This is a genomic window from Rhodoferax sp. GW822-FHT02A01 (genome assembly GCF_038784515.1).
Taxonomy (GTDB): Bacteria; Pseudomonadota; Gammaproteobacteria; order Burkholderiales; family Burkholderiaceae_C; genus Allorhodoferax.
Map to the genome: position 1 here is coordinate 1,464,546 of NZ_CP152376.1, position 20,217 is coordinate 1,484,762.

The window sequence follows — 20,217 nt, forward strand, 5'->3', positions numbered from 1 at the left end:
TATCGGTCTTCAGGTGTTCAGCACGTAGGCTTCAAAGGCGTCAATCGGCAAGAGCCTGCCAAACAGGTAGCCCTGGCAGGCGTGGCAACCTGACGCGGCCAGGAACTGGCGTTGACGACCAAGGTGAGATGCTCCAAAAGCAACCTGCTTGAGCAGCAGGTCTCCCATGTCATACCCCAGCGTGCTGTTCAAGGTCTTGAAGTGATCCAGATCGATATACAGCAGAGAGCCCCAGCTGCCGCGGCGATCGCAGTCGATGCTCGACTCCTTGAGCCGGGCCAGCAGCAGAGTGCGGTTGGGCAAGCCGCCGGATTTCCTCATCCGCCTGCAGATGCTGGGTGATGTCACGCAGCGCGCTGATGAAGGGCGGCGACACATACAGCTGGTTCTTCTTGCGCTGCTTCAGGGCGTTCATCTGGTGGCGGTTTTCATCGCATAGAGTCGCTTGTCGGCGCTGGCGATGAGTGACTGCGCATCGGTCCCGTCTTCCGGAAAGCTGGCGAGTCCAAAGCTGAAGGAGAGGCTGTGTTCCGCATCGCCAAAACGCATGGGCTTGGCACGCAAACGGGCAAGAATGCCGGCGATGTTCTTTTCCATGGTCTCCGCCTTGGTCAGGTGGTAGCTGGCGATGAACTCGTCGCCGCCAAAACGGCCCATGATGTCCGAGTTGCGGCAGGACGCGCGCAAGGCGTTGGCTATGGCCAGCAGCATCCGGTCACCCGCGAGATGGCCGGATGTATCGTTCACGTGCTTGAGTCCGTCCACGTCAAACAACGCGACGACAAAAGGCTCCTGGTGCCTAAGGGAACGGTCTAGCGTAATCCGGAACAGATCGTCAAAGTAGCGACGGGTCAACAGCCCTGTAAGCGAGTCCACCTGATAGCGCTTGATGTTGGCGGTGTAGCGCTCGCGCGCCAGCAAACCCACCTCGATCTGGGTGCAAAAGCGCTCCACGATCTCCACGTCCTTGACGTCATAGGTGCCGGTCACCGGGGAATCGAGATTGAGCAGTCCAAACAGCCGGTCGCCCACGAAGAGTGGTGCGCTGATGACAGACTTGTATTCCCACTCACCCGGTTTGATGACCGTTTCGATGTGCTTGAAATCCTGCCCGGTGATCAGGCGTGCCTCCTCAATTTGGCCCCCGGTCAACTGGTACAGAAAGCAGTCTTCCAGCTTGAGGTGGAAGTTGCTGACAAACTCTTCGGTGAACCCTCTGGAGGCAACAAAGGTCAGACATCCATCTTCGCCCAGAATCAGGATGGAGCCGGTGGTGGCACTGGGGAATACGCTGAACAAATAATTGAGGATCGTGCGGTAAATGAGTTCAATGTCCTCGTTCAAGAGGATCTCACGATTGACCTTCACGTTCATCTCGGCCAACAAGCTGGCGCGGCGTGAGGACTCTTCCAGCTGCCGAACGTACCGGTAAATCAGCACCCCACCCGCATTGACCGCGACCAGGCTGCCCATGATGGCCGTGGTCGTTACTGCAAAGCCCTGCCCCAGACGGGAAAGCGTCACCAGAACAGCACACAGGATGGCGAGTTGCGCCAAGGCGGCAACCGCAAATCCTGCCCACTTATTAGGTACGTTCAACCGCATCGCTTCAAGTATGGCATGAGCTGCCCATGCCAAAAGCGTCTACGACAACACTGCGTATTTCGCAGTGCAGCAAATCAATGGTCACCAAACAGGTGCCGAATCTCGCGATTCATCAGGCTGGGATCGCCGCTGTTCAATTCGATGAGGCGCCGCAGACGCGTCAGGCTGGTGACATCGATTTCGGTGCATTCAATACCGATCAGCGGACCTTTCAAATGGGCAATGCGTCCTGCCATCACAATGCCCTCTCCGTCCTGGGCCATGGGCAGTTTCAGCCGGCATTTTTCGTCTAGCTGGAACGTCTCGCTACCGTCGCCCTGCACCAGCGCACCCTTGATGGAGATGTCGATCAGCTGGACCTTGATGGACTTGTCTTGCACCCTGAGCAGGACATCTGCATCGAACGGAATGCGCACAAACTTGCGCATGCTTTGGACCGGATTGTGTTTCATGGTGGGCTCTTGCTATTGAAGCCCTCAGGTTACCCTTGCGGCGCCGAATAGACAATGGCGCAGTCATCCCGCGCGCCGATCGGGCTGAATCAACGCTTGCCCGGCTTGGGGGACCAGACCGGGCGTTCGGTCGCACCCGAATCCACTACCACCAGATAACGCCCCGGCCAGGGCATCGTCTGCCGGTCTGAACGCAGTATCCAAAGCTTCTTGCCGCTGGCTGCGGCCTCTTCGTATTGGGCGTCAAGCACGCCGTAGCGGTCCAGAAAGCGGTTGAGACTGGCCGGTATGCGCACGCAGCCCTCGGATTGCACGCTGCCCAGTCGCGCCTCCAGCCCATTCGGGTCGGTTGCATGCATCTGCAAGCGCATCTGGCTCTCGCCATCGTCACCCCAGCCCCGCTGGGCCGTCTGCCAGCCGAAATCAAACACCCGCATCCCTTTCAAGCCATAGCCACGGATCTTGTTCTGGTTGTAGGTGCCTTCGGCCCGGAAATCCGGGTTGTCCAGGGTATGCGCAAAGACCCCCAAGGGTGTCAGAAAGTGCTCATATGTGCCGATCTTGCCGGTGGAAACCGCCGTGGCGCCCAGCCAATGCCAACCGGCAGACGTGCGCACCACGACAAAGGCGGCCTGTACAAAGGCACTGCGATCCACCAGCACGTAGGCTTGTGGCGGGGCATTGCGCATATGCGACTCCCCCAACTCCTGGGCGAGCATATCGGTATAGCGCTTCTGAACATCTGAAGGCACCTGCAACTGGTGGTCCACCTCATTGGTGAATCGCAACGACCAGGCATTCAGCGTGGCGTCAGACGGTGGCACCGGTTGCGCGTGCACGAGGGTGCAGCAAAGTGCAAGCAGCAGGCTGCGTCGAATCATTCCCTATTCTCCCCCAGGTGGGCGCGCAGCGTCCGTGTGCCAGCAGACGATCACTGGCACGGGCAACGGTTGCCAGGCTATCGCTCAATCATCTACTGCGGCGGACGTCTGCTTGGGAACTTCTTTGGACTTCATAACCTCCGGCTCATGAACTGTGAGAGGAGCCTTGTCCTGCAGGTGGCTATGCGCCTGTTTGATCGCATGGTTGATACGGCCGTGCGGGTTGAACAACAGCATGCCCAGAACCAGAGCGGCGGCGACCAAAATGACGGAACCGGCACCTATTTTGGTGCCGGTTGAGACGATGGACTGCTTCACCTTGGACTCCTTGCGCATATCGGGGGGATACGCCGGCGCAAGCAGCAAGATCTGTACCCGTACCCGCTCCGAGATGGTGTTGGTCAAGCTCTTGTACTCTTGGTCGCATCTGCGAATCCAGCCCCTCCACCGAACCATGAACCAATTGATGTGCCAATGAAATCAGGCGCACCGGGCTGAAAGGCTTGGCAAGATAGGCACTGGCGCAGGCTTGCAGGCTCTCCTGAACCTCCGGGTCTTCCCCGGCATCGGAATAGGCGGAATCGCAGCCGGAAAATTCCGACCACGTTCAGAATTTTCTGATCAGGCTTTCTGGATCTTGTCCTGCGTGCGGGTCTCGAAGTCGCCCGCATCATGGCGCTCATGCAGCTGGGATTCCAGCGGGCCGAATGCGCGGTTGACGATGCGGCCGCGGATGACGGCCGGGCGCTGCGCGATTTCATCGGCCCAGCGCACCACATGGGTGTACTCCTGCACCTGCAGGAACTCGCCAGCGCCGTACAGAAGCCCCTTGGCCAGCCCGCCATACCAGGGCCAGATGGCAATGTCTGCAATGGAGTAGTCGTCACCCGCGATATAGCGGCTCTGCGCCAGGCGCTTGTCCAGCACATCCAGCTGCCGCTTGGTCTCCATGGCAAAGCGGTCTATGGCGTACTCGATCTTGGTTGGCGCGTAGGCATAGAAGTGCCCGAATCCACCGCCCAGATAAGGCGCGCTGCCCATTTGCCAAAACAGCCAGTTCAGGCACTCGGTACGCTTGGCACGCCCCGTGGGAATGTAGGCGCCAAACTTCTCTGCCAGGTACAGAAGAATCGAGCCGGACTCGAAGACCCGGACCGGCTCGGGCTCGCTGTAGTCCACCAGCGCCGGGATCTTGGAGTTGGGGTTGACCTCTACAAAACCACTGCCGAACTGATCACCTTCGTTGATGCGAATCAGCCAGGCGTCGTATTCGGCGGCAGTGATGCCCAGCGCCAGCAGCTCTTCGAGCATGACCGTGACCTTGACACCGTTGGGTGTTGCCAGCGAGTACAGCTGCAAAGGATGCTTGCCGCGCGGCAACGGTTTCTCGTGCGTGGGGCCGGAGATGGGGCGGTTGATGTTGGCGAACTGGCCGCCGTTCTCCTTGTCGTAGGTCCAGACTTTGGGCGGTACGTAGGGCTTTGCTTCAGGCATGGAGCGGCATTCCAGTCAGTGGTCTTTGGTGGCGACGATCTTGTCGTTGCGGCGGGGTCGACCAGCGCGGCCGGTCTTGGACCATTCATAGTCCTGGCCATCCGGCGTCTTTCCATCCACCACGGCATCGACGCCGGGCTTGCCCACATGGCGCGGGTCTTCTGCCACCATGGTGACAAAGGAATACCCCGCATCCCGCTTTTCCTTGACAACTTCAAGTGCTTTGGTGAGCAGCTCTTCGTCTTGCGAGCAGGCCTGTGACTCGGCGTCGGTCCTGTAGATTTTGAACATGCTTCATCATAAAGCGGGTGTGCAAGCACCGCTCGCGCAAGGGCAAGTGCTCCTGCTCAGACGTTGACCGAACCAAGAAAAGCTTCCGGATAACGCAGACCCGCCGCCGCATCCGGTTGGAAGACCGCGTTCAGCCGCTCCAGCTCGTCTTGCCCCAACACCACATCCAACGCACCGATGTTGATGTCCAGATAGGTCCGCCGCTTGGTGCCCGGGATCGGGATGATGTCCTCCCCTTGCGCCAGCACCCAGGCCAGTGCGAGCTGGGCTGCGGTGATGCCTTTTTCTTCGGCCAGCTGCTTGACCTGTTGCACCAGGGCGAGGTTGGCATCGAAGTTGTCGCCCTGGAAGCGTGGCGAAAAGCGGCGGCGGTAGTCTTCCTCCGGCAGGTCCTCGGGTTTGGTAAACGCTCCGGTGAGAAAGCCGCGGCCCAGCGGTGAATAGGCCACCAGGCTGATGCCGTTGCGCCGACAGGCGGCCAGCGTGCCGGTGAATTCCGGATCACGCGTCCACAAGGAGTACTCACTTTGCAGAGCGGCAATCGGATGCACCGCGCAGGCCCGGTCTATGGTTGCCGCCGATGCCTCGGACAGGCCCAGGTAGCGCACCTTGCCCGCGCGCACCAGATCGGCCATGGCGCCCACGGTCTCTTCGATGGGAACCGTCTTGTCGACGCGGTGCTGGTAGTACAGATCGATCTGCTCCACCCCCAGGCGTTGCAGGCTGGCATCGCAACTGGCCTTGACGTATTCGGGTCTGCCGTTCACGGTGCGCGCACTCTCGTTGGCCGGATCGCGGCAGATGCCGAACTTGGTTGCCAGAAACACATCGGCGCGCCGGGCCGCAATGGCCTGGCCGATCAGCACCTCGTTGGTGTGAGGCCCGTACGCGTCGGAGGTGTCCAGAAAATTCAACCCCTGGTCCAGCGCGTGGTGGATGGTGGCCACGGATTCGGCATCGTCGCGGTGGCTGTAGAAATCACTCATGCCCATGCAGCCCAGGCCGATGGCGGAAATGGTGGGGCCGTTGCGGCCCAGTGTGCGTGTCTTCATGGTTTCAGTCGTCCTTTGGAAAAAGTTGATACATGGCTTGTGTTGCCTGGAGGGGTTGTCTGCATTGCCTGGTAAGTCTGGATCTTGTCGCGGATGATCTGCAGGTTCTCGGCCAGCAGACGCTGCTCCTCTTCCAGGCGTATGGCATGGCGCTCGAGCAAAGCCTGCCGCTCGGCCACGCCTTCCGGGTCTTGCCCCTGGCGTCGCAACTGCGCATAACGCTGCATGTCGCGCATGGGCATGCCGGTGGAGCGCAGCCGGACCAGGAATTCCAGCCAGCGCATGTCTTCTGCGCTGTAGCGGCGTGCACCGCTGCTGCGGGCCACGGGCGCAATCAGGCCAATCTGCTCGTAATAGCGCAAGGTGTGGGCCGAGAGACCTGTCGCGCGGGATGCCTCGGCGATGCTGAAGAAGGTTGTCATGCGGGCACTGTAAGACTTCGAGTGCACTCGAAGTCAAGCATTGTTTTTGCGGCGGTACTGCCACCTACTGGAAGCTGTGCATACTGAGGGGCATGAGCAGACTTTCCCTGACACGCGACAAGATCTACAAGACAGTGGCCCGCCAGTTACACGGCAAAGTTCCTTGCTGGATGTGCGGTGAACATGTGGCGCCCGCGGAAGCGACGCTGGAACATATCCAGCCCTTGAGCGAGGGCGGCAACAGCCATGTCGAGAACCTAGCCATCAGCCATGCCCGCTGCAACCACCAGCGTCACATGAAAAAGCCGCTGCTTCCCTAAGGGCCTGCATAGCCTGGCATACACGCTTGCAGCATGAGCAAGCGCGGTTTTCTTCGTTCGCGTTTCTTCCCCTGTAGCCAAGAATGGTTTCCAAGACCGACAAGGCGCATGCACGCAGGAGGAACACATGCCAGAGACCGACCACAACCCAGGGCCCCAGCCGGACAACCCGTTTGATGATGTTGAATTCCTGCCCGGACTGGGCGTGGCGGTTTTGATCGTCGTGCTGGCCTATGTGCTGGTCAATCTGCTGTTGCTGCCTGTGCGCCCGGTGTAACGCAGACCACGGCGCTCATATGCAAAAACCAACTATACAACTACTTTAAAACTCGTTTGCGTTTGAACGATGCGCTCCTACAGTCCTCGCATTACCTGACCTCAGCGAGACCAAAGGACACCGCACCATGACTGCCACCACCGACACCGCCAACCTGCCCGCCGCACTCGAATCCATTCGTGCGGTAGCCCTTGCCACCGGTTTGCCCTACGCGGGCGCGGTGCCGCCGCAGCTGGCCTGGGAGCTGGTTTCGGCAGGTGAGGCGGTGCTGGTCGATGTTCGTACCACCGAAGAACGCAAGTTCGTTGGCCATGTGCCAGGCACACAGCATGTGGCTTGGGCCACTGGTACCGCACTCACACGCAACCCGCGTTTTGTGCGCGAGCTGGAAGTCAAGGTAGGCAAGCAGACCACCATCCTGCTGCTGTGCCGCAGCGGCAAGCGCTCGGCCCTGGCAGCGCAGGCAGCGACGCAGGCTGGCTTTCCCCGCGTGTTCAACATCCTGGAAGGTTTTGAAGGCGAGATCGACCTGGACAAACACCGCGGCACCAAGGATGGCTGGCGCTTCCACAACCTCCCTTGGGTACAGGACTGAGCTGGAGCGCCTGCATGAGCCAGCACCACAACAAAATTGAACCGCCACTTTTTGATCTCAAGAACATTGTTTCGGAGTTGGCCGCGGTAAGACAGCAATGGCGCACCGCGCAGCAGCGCTCCAACGAGCCGGGCGGGCGTGAACTGCCGTCGCGCGATGCCCTGGCAGAGATCATTCATGGACTGCAGGGCGTGCTGTTTCCCATGCGCCTGGGGCCCAAGGATTTGCGGCAGGAAAGCGAAGACTTCTACATCGGCCACACCCTGGGCTCGGTGCTGCATGCATTGCTGGAGCAGGTGCACCTGGAACTGCGCCATGCCGCACGCCATGTGCATGACATCGACGACACCGAACTGGGCGCAAGGGCGGAGCGCATCGTGCGCGCGTTCGGCGATGCCCTGCCCCACATCCGCCGCCTGCTCGACAGCGACGTGATTGCCGCTTTTGATGGCGACCCGGCCGCGCGCAGCGTGGACGAAGTGCTGCTGTGCTACCCCGGCATCCTGGCCATGATTCACCACCGCGTGGCCCACACGCTGTACATGGCCGGTGTGCCTTTGCTGGCACGCATCGTGGCGGAACTGGCGCATGCGCAAACCGGCATTGACATCCATCCGGGCGCAACCATAGGCGCCGGGTTCTTCATCGACCACGGCACCGGTGTCGTGATTGGTGAGACCGCGCTGATTGGTCAGCGGGTACGCCTGTATCAAGCGGTCACACTGGGCGCCAAGAGTTTTCCGGTGGACGCCGACGGCAAACCCATCAAAGGTCAGCCGCGCCACCCGATCCTGGAAGATGACGTGGTCATCTACGCCGGCGCCACCGTGCTGGGCCGCGTCACCATCGGCAAAGGCGCCTCTATCGGCGGCAACGTCTGGCTCACGCACGATGTGGAGCCGGGCACCGCCATCACCCAGGCCAGCTTGCGCCAGGACAACAAAGCCCGTTGATGCCGCGCCCCACTCCCCGCTCTCCATCCCAGACCGCAGTCAGCCTCACCCGGCACTTGGGTGCCACCGTACGCCGGTTCCGTGAGGGCAGAGGCTGGTCACAAGAGGTATTGGCTGAAAAGGCCGACCTGAACCGCTCCTACGTCGGCGAACTGGAGCGCGGTGAAGCCATCGCCTCGCTCATCACGCTGGAGAAGCTGGCCACTGCATTTGGCGTCAGCGTGAGCCACCTGCTGGCGCAGACCGAACGGCTGGCCCAACACCATGTGGTCGCCGGCATTCAATTGACGTCTATAGCCTGTTGAAGACGGGCTTCAGGCCTCAGACACTCATTCCCTGTTTCTCATTCACATCCCACGGAGTCATTCATGTCCGAGAACACCTCTTCCCAACAAGCGCTCAGTGACAGCGCCGCACGGCAACTAGCCAACGCGACCAAGACAGTACCCATCCTGTCGACCATCAGCCCGCGCTGGCTGGTGCACCTGCTGCAATGGACGCCGGTGGAAGCGGGCATCTACCGCCTCAACAAGGTCAAGAATCCGCAGGACGTGCTGGTGGCCTGCACCAAGCGGGATGAATCCGAACTGCCGCAGACCTTTGTGGACTACGAAGAGCAGCCACGCGAGTATTTCCTGAACGCCGTGTCCACCGTGCTCGACGTGCACACCCGCGTGAGTGACCTCTACAGCAGCCCCCATGACCAGATCAAGGAACAGCTGCGCCTGACGATCGAGACCATCAAGGAACGCCAGGAGTCCGAGCTCATCAACAACCCCGACTACGGCCTGCTGGCCAGCGTCGCGCCCGAGCAAGTCATCTACCCGCTGACCGGCGCACCCACGCCCGACGACCTCGACGAGCTGCTGACCAAGGTCTGGAAAGAGCCCGCCTTCTTCCTGACCCACCCGCTGGCCATTGCCGCCTTCGGCCGTGAATGCACTCGCCGCGGTGTGCCGCCACCCACGGTGAGCCTGTTTGGCTCGCAGTTCCTGACCTGGCGCGGCATTCCGCTGATCCCCAGCGACAAGGTGCCGGTGGCTGACGGCAAGACCAAGATCCTGCTGCTACGTGTAGGCGACAAGCGCCAGGGCGTAGTCGGCGTGTACCAGCCCGGTCTGGCCGGCGAACAAAGCCCGGGCCTGTCGGTGCGCTTCATGGGCATCAACCGCAGCGCGATTGCGTCCTATCTGATCAGCCTGTACTGCTCGCTGGTGGTGCAGTCCGACGACGCACTGGCCGTTCTGGAAGATGTTGAGATTGGCAAGTTCCATGACTATCCAGACACCTACAAGTGATCTGCCGGGAGCCACGCCTCCCGCTGGACTGCCTGATGTAGCCACGCTCACCCAACTGGCCGGCGCCTTCTTCGCCGCCCTGCCGGGTGAAGCGCCCAAGCTGCCTTCCGGCGCGCCCAATCCGCCCGCTCTCGGTGGCGTACCAGCACCAACGAATGTGCTGCCCGGCGGTACATCGCTGGGGCCGCTGGTGCGCGAACCGCAGCTGGCCGGAACCATTGCGCCGGGTGCCAATGTGGCACCCACGACGCCGCAGAACGTGCTGTCGCTGGGCGCCAGCACGCCATCGCTGCTGCCGCATTCCGCTGCAACCAACGGTCTTCCCGACAACGCGGCCATCGTGCCCCCTGCCGTGGACAACCGTACTGGCGGCCAAGCGCTGGGTGTGCCTGAAGGGTTTGCGGCATCGCTTCCCGCTGCGCCGCAGTCGCCTTCGCCGCTTCCAGGAACACCATCCACCCCGTACTACTTTCTGGGTGAGAGCAGTGGCTATCCCTCCACGTTGACCGAATTCTCTGTGCCGCGCGAAGACCGTGTCACGGCGCACTCGTTCGGCCTGCCCGGAGCGGATGACCTGCGTGCCCTGCTGAGCGACAACCCGCGCAGCGCAGCACCCTCTAGTGCGACCCCTGGCTCCGCAGTGGGCGGCCGGCCGCAACAGGCCGATGCCGCCCACGCCGCGGGCCCGTTCTACTTCCTGGACCAGAAGCGTCCGCCCAGTGGTTATGCCGGGCGTGATCCGCAAGTAGACCCGCAGGCACGCCACCCGGCGTTTGATGTGAACGCGATCCGTCGCGACTTTCCCATCCTGCAAGAGCGTGTGAACGGTCGTCCGCTGGCTTGGTTCGACAACGCCGCCACCACCCACAAGCCACGCCAGGTGATCGAGCGCATCTCGTACTTCTACGAGCACGAGAACTCCAACATCCACCGCGCTGCCCACGAGCTGGCAGCTCGCGCCACCGACGCGTACGAGAGTGCGCGCGAGAAGGTACGCGCCTTCCTGGGTGCATCCAGTGTGGAAGAGGTGATCTTCGTGCGCGGAGCGACCGAGGCCATCAACCTGGTGGCCAAGACCTGGGGTGTGCAGAACGTGCTGGAAGGCGACGAGATCATCGTCTCCAACCTGGAGCACCACGCCAACATCGTGCCCTGGCAACAACTGGCCGCGCAAAAGGGCGCACGCATCCGCGTGATCCCGGTGGACGACTCCGGCCAGGTACTGCTCGACGAGTACAAGAAGCTGCTGAACGACCGCACCAAGATCGTCGCTGTGACCCAGGTTTCCAACGCACTGGGCACCGTGGTGCCGGTGAAGGAAATCGTGGAGCTGGCCCACCGTGCCGGTGCCAAGGCACTGGTGGACGGCGCACAGTCGGTCAGCCACATGCGCGTGAATGTGCAGGACATTGGCGCCGACTTCTTCGTGTTTTCCGGCCACAAGATCTTCGGACCTACCGGCATTGGCGTGGTCTACGGCAAGCGCGAGCTGCTCGACAGCATGCCGCCCTGGCAGGGTGGCGGCAACATGATTGCAGACGTGACCTTCGAGCGCACGCTGTTCCAGCCCCCGCCCAACAAGTTCGAGGCCGGCACCGGCAACATTGCCGACGCCGTAGGCCTGGGTGCGGCCATCGACTATGTGCAGCGCATCGGTCTGGAAAACATTGCGCGCTACGAGCACGACATCCTGGAATACGCCACGCAGCTGCTGCGACCCATTCCCGGCGTGCGTCTGGTCGGTACGGCGCAGAACAAGGCCAGCGTGCTGTCCTTTGTGCTCAAGGGCTACACCACGGAGGAAGTGGGCAAGGAACTCAACCGCGAAGGCATTGCGGTGCGCTCCGGCCACCACTGCGCGCAACCCATACTGCGCCGCTTTGGACTGGAAGCCACGGTACGGCCATCCCTGGCGTTCTACAACACCTGCGAAGAGGTGGACCGCTTCATCGCCGTGGTGCGGCGCCTGAGCTCGGCGCGCTCCCACTGAAGGGGCGATTGGGGGGCTTTATCATCCGGCGCCATGCATGAGCCGGTTGAATGGTCAGAAGACCAGTGCCCCACCAGTCCCCGCTTCGGTGACGTCTACCGTTCGCGCGTCGGCGGCTGGCAGCAGGCGCAGACGGTGTTCGTAGGCGGCTGCCATCTGCCGCAGCGTTGGCAGAACACCGAGCACTTCACCATTCTGGAAACCGGCTTTGGCCTGGGTTTGAATTTTCTGGCGACCTGGGCAACCTGGCTGGCAGATGCGCGCCGTTGTGCGCGGTTGCACTATGTGGCGGTGGAGGCCTATCCGGTCTCGGCCGCAGATGTGGTGCGCAGTGCCCAAGCGTTGAGCGACACACAGGCCATATCGCCTCTTGTCGATCTGGCGCGGGAACTGGCCTTGCATTGGCAGACGCTGCGGCCCGGCATGCAGCAGTTCAGCCTCGCACAAGGTGCCATCCTTCTGACCTTGGCCATAGGCGATGTGCTGCCCATGCTGCAGCAACTCGATTGCCGCGCGGACGCCGTGTACCTGGATGGTTTCAGCCCGGCCAGGAACCCGCAGATGTGGTCCGACGAGACCTTGCGTGCGGTGGCGGCCCGCTGCATTGCGGGCACCACCCTGGCCAGCTTTTCAGTGGCCAGCAGTGTACGTAGCGGCTTACGGCAGGCGGGCTTCAGCGTGCGCCGCAAACCAGGCGTTGCACCCAAATGGCACCGGCTGGAAGCCAGCTACAACGGCTTGACTGCGCCCTGAATGGGTGCGCCTACTTGCCGAAATGACCGCCGTCAATCAGGCGGTCAATTTCTGCGGCAGCGAGCAACCAGTCTTCTTCCGGATTGCCGGGCGCAAACCCGCGGCGCTCGGCAATGTAGAAGGCGGCCACCTCAATGTAGTTGGCGCGCTGTTCAGGTGTGATCACGCGTGCTGCTGGCTTGGCCGCTTTCTTCGCGGCTGGTGCCTTCTTGGTCGGGGCCTTGGTTGCCGGTACTGCTTCTGGCACCGGCTTGGTCACTGCCTTTGCCGGCGCAGCCTTCTTGGCAGGGGCCGCTTTTTTGGCGGCGGTTGCCGGCTTGGTTGCCGGAGTGACTACGGGTGCTGCCTTGGGGGCATCTGCCGCTTTCTTGCTGGTTGCCATAAGGGTCTCCTGTATTTGCATCGAAAGAACCCCACCGCGGTGGGCCCTGCGGGTGTGCAAGAACTGTACCGCATGCGCCATAACAGGCACGTTACTTGATTGATGTCTAGCTCTTGCCCTTCCAGGGAACCAGTACGCTCTCCAACAGGCGCATAGCCAGGGTGAAACCAAAGGCGCAGATGGCAATGACGCCAATACCCACGAACACTGCGTCCGTCGCCAGGAAGTGTGAGGCCGACATGATCAGATAACCGATGCCCCGATTGGCGGCAATCAGTTCGGCGGCTACCAGCGTGCCCCAGCCCACACCCAGCGCAATGCGTATGCCGGTCAAGATTTCAGGCAGTGCCGAGGGCAGCACCACTTCGGTAAACAGCTGCCAGGGGCTGGCGCCCAGTGCGAGTGCCGCGTTGACGCGCTCGATGGGCAGCGCACGCACCCCAGCCTGGGCCGAGAGCACGATGGGTGCAAACATGGCCAGCGTCAGCAAGGTGATCTTGGATGCTTCACCAATACCCAGCCAGATGACCATCAAGGGCAGGTACGCCAAGGGCGGTAGCGGCCAGTAGAACTCGATGGGCGTGTCCAGCACGCCCTTGGCCCAGCGGTTCAACCCCATGAGCAGGCCCACCGGAATACCCAGCAGTACGGCAATGGCCGCTGCCGACAGGATGCGTGCCAGACTGGCCGATACATGTTCCCACAAGGTGGCGTTGGCATAGCCATCCGCCCAGATCGATTGGGCCATGGTGATGACTTCAGCCGGTGTGGGTAAAAACAGGTGGGAGACCCAGCCCGCTTGCGTCACACCCCACCAGGCAAGTAGCAACACAACGCCACTGATCAGGCTGATAGGCGCAGTGGACCCTTCCCCGATGCCAAAGTTGCGCATCTTCACAACCTTGGGCGCAGGTGTCTTGGTATCCGGCAACATCACGGTGGGACTGGCGTCCACGTTCTGAATCAATGCCAGCTGTGCAGCCATATCGCTCATACGCTTGCCAACTCCTGGTCTTCGGTCTGGTGCACGATGCTGCGGATCTCTTCGCGCAGTTCGGAAAATTCGGGCAAGGTCTTGATGGCACGCGCATCCCGATCGCGCGCGAAACGCCGCACGAAATCCACGTCGAAACGCGCCACGATCCGACCCGGACGCGGTGACATCACAATGACCTGGGTGCCCAGGAACAAGGCCTCCTCAATGGAATGCGTGATGAAGAACACCTGTTTGCCGGTACGTGCCCATACCGATACCAGCAGCTCCTGCATGTGTTCGCGCGTCATGCTGTCGAGTGCACCAAATGGCTCGTCCATCAGCAAGATCTTGGGGTCTGTAGCCAGCGCCCGTGCCAGGCCGACGCGCTGGCGCATGCCACCTGACAATTCGTAGGGCGCAGACTTGGCAAAGTCCTGCAAGCCCACCAAGCGCAGCAGTTCGTGTGCCCGTTCTTCACGCTCGCGCCGCGGCACGCCAGCAAACTTCAGGCCCAGAGCCACGTTGTCCAGCACCGACTGCCAGGGCAGCAAGGTGTCTTTCTGAAACACCACCCCGCGGTCGGCGCCGGGCCCACCGACGGGCTGGCCGTCCAAGGTAATCGTGCCTTTGGACAGAGGCAGAAACCCCGCCATGGCATTGAGCAGGGTGGACTTGCCACACCCCGATGTGCCCAAAGCCACCACAAAGCCGCCGTTGGGAATCTCGAGTGAAACGTTATCGAGTGCCTGTACCGGGCGGCCATTGCGGGCCTCAAAAAAGACGCTGGCGTTGTCGACCTTCAGCATGAAAGCCTGCTTACTTCTTCAGGGACGCAACCACCGTGGGAGTCACGTAGGCCGCGTAGCTGGGCAACACGTCGGAAATCTTCTTCTGCTCTTTCAGGAAGGCAGAAGTCTCTTTCAGGATTCTGGCAACGCCGGACTTCTCACCACCGCCCAGCCAGGCGTCGGAAGCCTGTGCAGTCAAGGGCACCAGGTTCAGGTTGAGCAGGCCCGCAGCCTGATCGGCCGATGTGCCGCCCAGCAACTTGGCAAGCTGCTTGGCGTTGTCGCTGTCCTTGTTCCAGGCGGCCTTGTTGGTCAAAAAGGACTGGGTGTGCTTTTCAATCACGCTGGCAAACCCTTTGAGGAACTCCGGATGGTCCTTGGCGAAGGCGCCAGTGGCGACCCAGGCGGAGAAGGTGGGCGCACCTTTTTCTGCCACTTCCTTGGAGGTCACCAATACCTTGCCGTTCTTCTTGAGCTCGGTGAGCGCCGGATCCCAGACAAAGCCACCGTCGATGTCACCGCGGTTGAAAGCGGCCACGATTTCAGGCTGGGGAATGGCAAAGACCTGCACGTCCTTCTCGGTCAGGCCCTGGCTCTTGATGAGTGCCAGCAACTGGTAATGGTCTGTGGACACGGGAGCCGCGGCAAGCTTCTTGCCTTTGAGATCGGACAGGGAGTTGATGCCCGATCCGTTGCGAACGACCAGCGCCTCGTCGATGCCCGAAATGGAAGCCAGATAGAAAGCCTTGACGTCCAGTCCACGGGAAGTGGCTGCTGCATAGGGGCTGGAACCTACATAACCCACCTGCACGTCGCCGGAGGCAATGGCGGCGAACACGTCAGCTCCAGAATTGAACTTGCGGAAGTCAATCTTGTAACCCGTGGCCTTTTCATAGTCTCCATTGGCAATGCCCAGCGAAGAGGGCAATGCGTCGGTCTGGTAACCGACCACCACAGACTTGTCTGCAGCGCTCACGCCAAAGGCGGCGGCTAGGGCCAGGGTGGCTAGCGTCGCGGCAAGCTTTCTTCTATCGATTTTCATGTGCGAGGTCCTTCTTTAACAATTCACAGGCCCACGGTGCGTGACCCTCGGTGAACTGTATGGAGGGACCTCGCGCTAGACAAAGACCGTTTTCGATCTTGTAAATGTGAATAACGAAGATGGCGGCTCCAGGCCGCCACACATCAGGGGCGGAAATGCTGCGCCAGTGCGAACACCGAGTTCGGTGGCAGGTTGCGCAAAACTGGGCGCGGTGCGGCAGGCATTACGCCCTTGTTGCTGACCTTGCGGCGTTCATCCACCTTGAAGCCTGCGGCGCGCTGGCCATCTGCCAAGCTCTTGAGCGTGATGGTCTTCATATGTTCAAACACGGCGGTATGTAGCGAGTCCCACAGCGCCTGGGTGTTGAGCACGCCCTGGCGTTGCTTGCGCGCGCTTTGGGGGTCACCCACTTCCTCGATGGCACTGATGATGTCTGCCACGGTGATGCTGTCACCGCGAAAGCCCAGGGTGTAGCCGCCGCCGGGGCCGCGTGTGCTTTCCACCAGGCTGTGCTGGCGCAGCTTGGCAAACACCTGCTCCAAATAGGAAAGGGAAATGCCGTGGCGCAAGGCCAAGTCAGATAGAGGTACCGGGTAGCCCTTGTCGCGCAGCGCAAGGTCAATCATGGCGGTAATGGCAAAACGTCCACGGGTACTGAGTCGCATGGTTATCACTCCTATGCAAGTGCAAAGGCACTTGTGTGAGTGGAATATAGGGTCGACAATGCTTCGTGAAAAGTCGAATTTTTCATTACTTTACTTCGCGAAAAACTGATGAACTTCAAACACCTGCGCTACTTCTGGGTCACGGCCAAGGCCGGCGGCATCACCCGGGCGGGGGAACAGCTCCACACAACGCCCCAAACCTTGTCCGGCCAGATCAAGTTGCTGGAGGACTGGCTGGGCCGCAAGCTGTTCAAGAAGAGCGGCCGCAATCTGGAACTGACCGAAGACGGACGAATCGCCCTGGGCTATGCCGATCAGATATTCACGCTGGGCGCTGAACTGGAGAGCGCCTTGCAGACCGCCCGGGACGGCAAGAAGGTTCTGGACTTTTCCGTGGGTGTGGCGGACTCGGTCACCAAGTCCATTGCCTACCGGCTGCTGGAGCCGGCGCTGTCCATTGACGAGCCGGTGCGGCTCATCTGCGTGGAGGGTAAGTTCCCCGACCTGTTGGCGCAGTTGGCGCTCAACCGCCTGGATCTGGTAATTGCCGACGAAGCCATGTCGCGTCGCCTGAACGTGCGTGCCTTCAACCATGCGCTCGGTGGCACCGCCATGAGCTTCTTCTGTACGCCGGAACTCAAGGCGCAGCTCAAGGGCAAGTTTCCCCACTGCATGACCAACCAGCCCATGCTGATACCCGGCACGCAAGCCTCGGTTCGCGGCCAACTCGAGAGTTGGCTGACGCGCCACGGTGTGCAGCCACGGATCGTCGGCGAGTTTGACGACGGTGCCCTGATGACCGCCTTCGGGCGCGAGGGCCGGGGCGTGTTCATGGCGCCCAGTGTGGTCGAGGACGAAATCATCCGGCAGTTTGGCGTGAAGGTCATTGGCCGCACCGACGAGCTGCGGGACGAGTTTTTTGCCGTCTCCGTGGAGCGCCGCATTACCCATCCATGCGTCGTGGCCATCACCGATGCGGCCCGCGTCACGCTGTTCGGCTGATTGCTCCGAGTCTCCCGAGCTTCAAGGCTTTCTGCATATGGAGAACCCTTCTATAGAGGGAATCCGCATATGCAAACAACCAAGTATTCGTTGGTTATTGCGGCTTCGGTCTGCACAATGCGGACTCCAATGGGGTGTTTTCGCACCCGCCGCTCAACCCTTCCTGAACTTGACCCATGCAATTCAAACAAAAACTGACGTTGGCCCTGGCGGCCTTGGCGCTTTCGGTAAGCAATCTGGCATCCGCCCAGACATTGCTGAATGCGTCTTATGACGTGTCGCGCGAGTTCTACAAGGATGTGAACGCCGCCTTCATTGCCAGTTACAAGAAAAGCACCGGCAAGGACATCAAGATTGACCAGTCCCATGGTGGTTCCAGCGCGCAGGCGCGCGCTGTGGCCGACGGCCTGGACGCTGACGTGGTGACCATGAACACCACCACCGACGTGGACTTCCTGGCCAATGCCGGTGTGGTGGCCAAGGACTGGAAGAAACGCTTCCCCAACAACGCATCGCCGAATTCAAGCACCATGCTGTTCCTGACCCGTGAGGGCAATCCCAAGGGCATCAAGGACTGGGACGACCTGATCAAACCAGGCGTTCAAGTCGTGGTCGTCAACCCCAAAACCGGCGGCAACGGCCGCATGGCCTATCTGGCCGCTTGGGGCTATGTGCGCAAGAAGGGTGGCACAGATGCCCAAGCCGCTGAGTTTGTGGCCAAGCTCTACAAGAATGTGCCGGTACTGGCCAAGGGCGGGCGCGATGCCACGACCATCTTCCTGCAACGCAATATCGGCGATGTGCTGATCACCTTTGAATCCGAAGTGGTTTCCGTGGACCGTGAATTTGGCACCGGCAAGGTCGACGCCATCCACCCCAGCATCAGCATCGTGGCGGAAAACCCGGTGGCCGTGGTGGAGCGTACTGTGGCCAAGAAGGGAACGGCCGATCTTGCCAAGGCTTATTTGACCTATCTCTATAGCGATGAAGCGCAGGAGATTGCCGCCAAGCACGCCCTGCGCCCGACCAACGCCGCCATCCTCAAGAAGTACGCCTCTACCTTCAAGCCCATCCAGCTATTCACCGTGGAAGAGCTGTTCGGCTCCCTGGCCGAAGCACAGAAAGTGCACTTCAACGACGGTGGTCAGTTCGACAAGCTGTATACGGTCAAGTAAATGAGTGCCGTCACCGCGAACGCCCTGTCGGTGCAGGGTGCCGACAACGCGTCCGCAAACCGCCGAACGCCCCGGCGCGTGCTGCCGGGCTTCAAGCTCACCCTGGGCTACACGCTGTTTTATCTGAGCGTGATCGTGCTGATTCCGCTGTCCGCACTGATCTTCAAAACCTTTACCCTGACCTGGGACCAGTTCGTGCTGGCCGTGAGCAGCCCCCGGGTCCTGGCTTCGTACCGCCTGACCTTTGGCGCGTCCCTGATTGCGGCGCTGGTGAACGCCGTGTTCGGCCTGCTGGTGGCCTGGGTGCTGGTGCGCTATAGCTTCCCCGGCAAGAAAATCATCGACGCGCTGGTGGACTTGCCCTTCGCACTGCCCACTGCGGTGGCGGGCATTTCGCTCACCGCGCTGCTGGCCAGCAATGGCTGGATCGGTTCCTTGCTGGAGCCCTACGGCATCCAGCTGGCCTTCAACCGCAACGGCGTGGTGATTGCACTCATCTTCATCGGCCTGCCCTTTGTGGTGCGCACCGTGCAACCGGTGCTGGAAGACGCCGAGAAGGAGCTGGAAGAAGCCGCCACCTGCCTGGGTGCCACCCGTCTGCAGACCTTCTGGCACGTGATCCTGCCGACTATTGCACCGGCACTGCTGACCGGCTTTGCCATGGCCTTTGCCCGCGCGATCGGTGAATACGGCTCGGTGATCTTCATTGCCGGCAACATGCCCATGATCTCGGAAATCACCCCCCTCATCATCATCGGCAAGCTCGAGCAATACGACTACGCCGGAGCCACCGCAGTCGCCGTGGTGCTGCTGGTCATCTCCTTCCTCTTGCTTCTCGTCATCAATGCCCTGCAAGCCTGGCAGCGTCGCCGCTCCGGCGGGAGTTCGTCATGAGCAATACACGCACGGTACGGCGCGCACAAGCCGGAACGACTGAACCCACCTGGGTCAAATGGACCCTGCTGACCATTGCGCTGGCTTTCATCTTCCTGTTCCTGGTGCTGCCCCTGGCCGCGGTGTTCACCGAGGCTTTGCGCAAGGGCGGCGATGCGGCTTTTGAAGCGCTCAAGGAGCCGGACGCCTGGAGCGCGATCCGGCTGACGCTGATCACCGCAGCGATTGCGGTGCCGCTGAACCTGGTATTTGGCATTGCCGCTGCCTGGTCTATTGCCAAATACGAGTTCCGTGGCAAGGCCTTTCTGACCACCTTGGTGGACCTGCCGTTCTCGGTATCACCCGTGGTGGCCGGCCTGATTTATGTGCTGATGTTTGGCGCCCAGGGCTGGATCGGCCCGTGGCTGCAGGCGCACGACATCAAGATCGTGTTTGCCATACCAGGCATTGTGCTGGCCACCATCTTTGTAACCTTCCCGTTCATTGCCCGCGAACTCATTCCGCTGATGCAGGCGCAAGGAACCGACGAGGAGCAAGCGGCCATCGTGCTGGGTGCCACCGGCTGGCAGACCTTCTGGCATGTGACGCTGCCCAACATCAAGTGGGGCCTGGTGTACGGCGTAATCCTGTGCAACGCGCGCGCCATGGGCGAGTTCGGTGCGGTGTCGGTGGTATCCGGCCACATCCGCGGCCAGACCAACACCATCCCGCTACACGTGGAGATTCTGTACAACGAGTACCAGTCGGTGGCAGCCTTTGCGGTGGCATCGCTGCTGGCCCTGTTGGCCTTGGTCACCCTAGTTATCAAGCAGGTTGTGGAGTGGCGATTCGAACGTGATCAAAAAGCCGCGGCGGCACTGCCACCCGAGCGCCCCTTGGTTGTTGCACCGTCTGCCACGTGACCATTTCC

General features: G+C 61.2%; 26 protein-coding genes. 12 read left to right on the forward strand and 14 right to left on the reverse strand.

From position 1 onward, the window contains the following. Window positions 1–9 precede the first annotated feature (9 nt). From AAGF34_RS06860 to AAGF34_RS06900, 9 genes are all read right to left on the reverse strand, one after another. Complete coding sequence (locus tag AAGF34_RS06860) at window positions 10–303, reverse strand: diguanylate cyclase (RefSeq protein WP_342619869.1); 294 nt, start codon at window positions 301–303, stop codon at window positions 10–12. 108 nt (window positions 304–411) lie between these two features. Then, window positions 412–1,605, reverse strand: coding sequence for a GGDEF domain-containing protein (locus AAGF34_RS06865; RefSeq protein WP_342619870.1), 1,194 nt, complete (start codon window positions 1,603–1,605; stop codon window positions 412–414). Window positions 1,606–1,679: 74 nt separating this feature from the next. Next, window positions 1,680–2,057: a PilZ domain-containing protein gene (locus AAGF34_RS06870; RefSeq protein WP_342619871.1), complete on the reverse strand. Its 378-nt coding sequence runs from the start codon at window positions 2,055–2,057 to the stop codon at window positions 1,680–1,682. An 89-nt stretch (window positions 2,058–2,146) separates the two neighbouring features. Then, complete coding sequence (locus tag AAGF34_RS06875) at window positions 2,147–2,938, reverse strand: murein L,D-transpeptidase (protein ID WP_342619872.1); 792 nt, start codon at window positions 2,936–2,938, stop codon at window positions 2,147–2,149. A gap of 84 nt (window positions 2,939–3,022) precedes the next feature. Further along, on the reverse strand, window positions 3,023–3,343 hold the full coding sequence (locus AAGF34_RS06880; RefSeq protein ID WP_342619873.1) for a hypothetical protein: 321 nt from the start codon (window positions 3,341–3,343) through the stop codon (window positions 3,023–3,025). Between the two features lie 216 nt (window positions 3,344–3,559). Further along, window positions 3,560–4,432 (reverse strand): glutathione-dependent disulfide-bond oxidoreductase, encoded by an 873-nt coding sequence (gene yghU / locus AAGF34_RS06885; protein WP_342619874.1) that lies wholly within the window; start codon window positions 4,430–4,432, stop codon window positions 3,560–3,562. Window positions 4,433–4,447: 15 nt separating this feature from the next. Then, window positions 4,448–4,723, reverse strand: coding sequence for a hypothetical protein (locus AAGF34_RS06890; protein ID WP_342619875.1), 276 nt, complete (start codon window positions 4,721–4,723; stop codon window positions 4,448–4,450). Between the two features lie 56 nt (window positions 4,724–4,779). Then, the gene (locus AAGF34_RS06895) at window positions 4,780–5,775 is read right to left on the reverse strand and encodes an aldo/keto reductase (protein ID WP_342619876.1); all 996 of its coding nucleotides are present in this window, start codon (window positions 5,773–5,775) and stop codon (window positions 4,780–4,782) included. After that, window positions 5,772–6,197, reverse strand: a complete 426-nt coding sequence (locus AAGF34_RS06900; RefSeq protein WP_342619877.1) for a MerR family transcriptional regulator — start codon at window positions 6,195–6,197, stop codon at window positions 5,772–5,774. The genes AAGF34_RS06895 and AAGF34_RS06900 overlap by 4 nt, the downstream gene beginning before the upstream one ends. 92 nt (window positions 6,198–6,289) lie before the next feature. On the opposite strand from AAGF34_RS06900, the gene AAGF34_RS06905 reads away from it, so the two are divergent. From AAGF34_RS06905 to mnmD, 8 genes are all read left to right on the forward strand, one after another. Further along, window positions 6,290–6,517 carry an HNH endonuclease signature motif containing protein gene (locus tag AAGF34_RS06905; RefSeq protein WP_342619878.1) on the forward strand — a complete coding sequence of 76 codons (228 nt, stop codon included), beginning with the start codon at window positions 6,290–6,292 and terminating at the stop codon, window positions 6,515–6,517. 127 nt (window positions 6,518–6,644) lie between these two features. Then, entirely contained in the window at window positions 6,645–6,794 is a 150-nt protein-coding gene (locus AAGF34_RS06910) for a hypothetical protein (RefSeq protein ID WP_342619879.1), read from the forward strand. A gap of 127 nt (window positions 6,795–6,921) precedes the next feature. Further along, window positions 6,922–7,389, forward strand: coding sequence for a rhodanese-like domain-containing protein (locus tag AAGF34_RS06915; RefSeq protein ID WP_342619880.1), 468 nt, complete (start codon window positions 6,922–6,924; stop codon window positions 7,387–7,389). Between the two features lie 14 nt (window positions 7,390–7,403). Continuing rightward, window positions 7,404–8,342, forward strand: a complete 939-nt coding sequence (gene epsC / locus AAGF34_RS06920; protein ID WP_342619881.1) for a serine O-acetyltransferase EpsC — start codon at window positions 7,404–7,406, stop codon at window positions 8,340–8,342. Then, entirely contained in the window at window positions 8,342–8,647 is a 306-nt protein-coding gene (locus AAGF34_RS06925) for a helix-turn-helix transcriptional regulator (RefSeq protein WP_342619882.1), read from the forward strand. The genes epsC and AAGF34_RS06925 overlap by 1 nt, the downstream gene beginning before the upstream one ends. 63 nt (window positions 8,648–8,710) lie before the next feature. After that, window positions 8,711–9,640: a family 2A encapsulin nanocompartment shell protein gene (locus AAGF34_RS06930; RefSeq protein WP_342619883.1), complete on the forward strand. Its 930-nt coding sequence runs from the start codon at window positions 8,711–8,713 to the stop codon at window positions 9,638–9,640. Then, on the forward strand, window positions 9,615–11,630 hold the full coding sequence (locus AAGF34_RS06935; RefSeq protein ID WP_342619884.1) for a family 2A encapsulin nanocompartment cargo protein cysteine desulfurase: 2,016 nt from the start codon (window positions 9,615–9,617) through the stop codon (window positions 11,628–11,630). The genes AAGF34_RS06930 and AAGF34_RS06935 overlap by 26 nt, the downstream gene beginning before the upstream one ends. Before the next feature lie 33 nt (window positions 11,631–11,663). Next, window positions 11,664–12,383: a tRNA (5-methylaminomethyl-2-thiouridine)(34)-methyltransferase MnmD gene (gene mnmD, locus AAGF34_RS06940; protein WP_342619885.1), complete on the forward strand. Its 720-nt coding sequence runs from the start codon at window positions 11,664–11,666 to the stop codon at window positions 12,381–12,383. A 10-nt stretch (window positions 12,384–12,393) separates the two neighbouring features. Here the strand turns inward: mnmD and AAGF34_RS06945 are convergent, their stop codons facing one another. The 5 genes from AAGF34_RS06945 to AAGF34_RS06965 form a co-directional block, all read right to left on the reverse strand. Continuing rightward, window positions 12,394–12,765 carry a DUF2934 domain-containing protein gene (locus tag AAGF34_RS06945; protein WP_342619886.1) on the reverse strand — a complete coding sequence of 124 codons (372 nt, stop codon included), beginning with the start codon at window positions 12,763–12,765 and terminating at the stop codon, window positions 12,394–12,396. Between the two features lie 106 nt (window positions 12,766–12,871). After that, on the reverse strand, window positions 12,872–13,759 hold the full coding sequence (locus tag AAGF34_RS06950; protein WP_342619887.1) for an ABC transporter permease subunit: 888 nt from the start codon (window positions 13,757–13,759) through the stop codon (window positions 12,872–12,874). Continuing rightward, on the reverse strand, window positions 13,756–14,547 hold the full coding sequence (locus AAGF34_RS06955) for an ABC transporter ATP-binding protein (protein WP_342619888.1): 792 nt from the start codon (window positions 14,545–14,547) through the stop codon (window positions 13,756–13,758). The genes AAGF34_RS06950 and AAGF34_RS06955 overlap by 4 nt, the downstream gene beginning before the upstream one ends. 10 nt (window positions 14,548–14,557) lie before the next feature. After that, the gene (gene tauA / locus AAGF34_RS06960; RefSeq protein ID WP_342619889.1) at window positions 14,558–15,571 is read right to left on the reverse strand and encodes a taurine ABC transporter substrate-binding protein; all 1,014 of its coding nucleotides are present in this window, start codon (window positions 15,569–15,571) and stop codon (window positions 14,558–14,560) included. A 143-nt stretch (window positions 15,572–15,714) separates the two neighbouring features. Next, window positions 15,715–16,236, reverse strand: coding sequence for an Rrf2 family transcriptional regulator (locus AAGF34_RS06965; RefSeq protein ID WP_342619890.1), 522 nt, complete (start codon window positions 16,234–16,236; stop codon window positions 15,715–15,717). Between the two features lie 108 nt (window positions 16,237–16,344). Between AAGF34_RS06965 and nhaR the strand changes: the two genes are divergently transcribed. From nhaR to cysW, 4 genes are all read left to right on the forward strand, one after another. After that, window positions 16,345–17,238, forward strand: coding sequence for a transcriptional activator NhaR (gene nhaR / locus AAGF34_RS06970; RefSeq protein ID WP_342619891.1), 894 nt, complete (start codon window positions 16,345–16,347; stop codon window positions 17,236–17,238). Between the two features lie 176 nt (window positions 17,239–17,414). Next, window positions 17,415–18,413: a sulfate ABC transporter substrate-binding protein gene (locus tag AAGF34_RS06975; protein ID WP_342619892.1), complete on the forward strand. Its 999-nt coding sequence runs from the start codon at window positions 17,415–17,417 to the stop codon at window positions 18,411–18,413. Beyond that, window positions 18,414–19,307 carry a sulfate ABC transporter permease subunit CysT gene (gene cysT / locus AAGF34_RS06980; RefSeq protein WP_342619893.1) on the forward strand — a complete coding sequence of 298 codons (894 nt, stop codon included), beginning with the start codon at window positions 18,414–18,416 and terminating at the stop codon, window positions 19,305–19,307. Beyond that, window positions 19,304–20,209, forward strand: a complete 906-nt coding sequence (gene cysW, locus AAGF34_RS06985; protein WP_342619894.1) for a sulfate ABC transporter permease subunit CysW — start codon at window positions 19,304–19,306, stop codon at window positions 20,207–20,209. The genes cysT and cysW overlap by 4 nt, the downstream gene beginning before the upstream one ends. Window positions 20,210–20,217 lie beyond the last annotated feature (8 nt).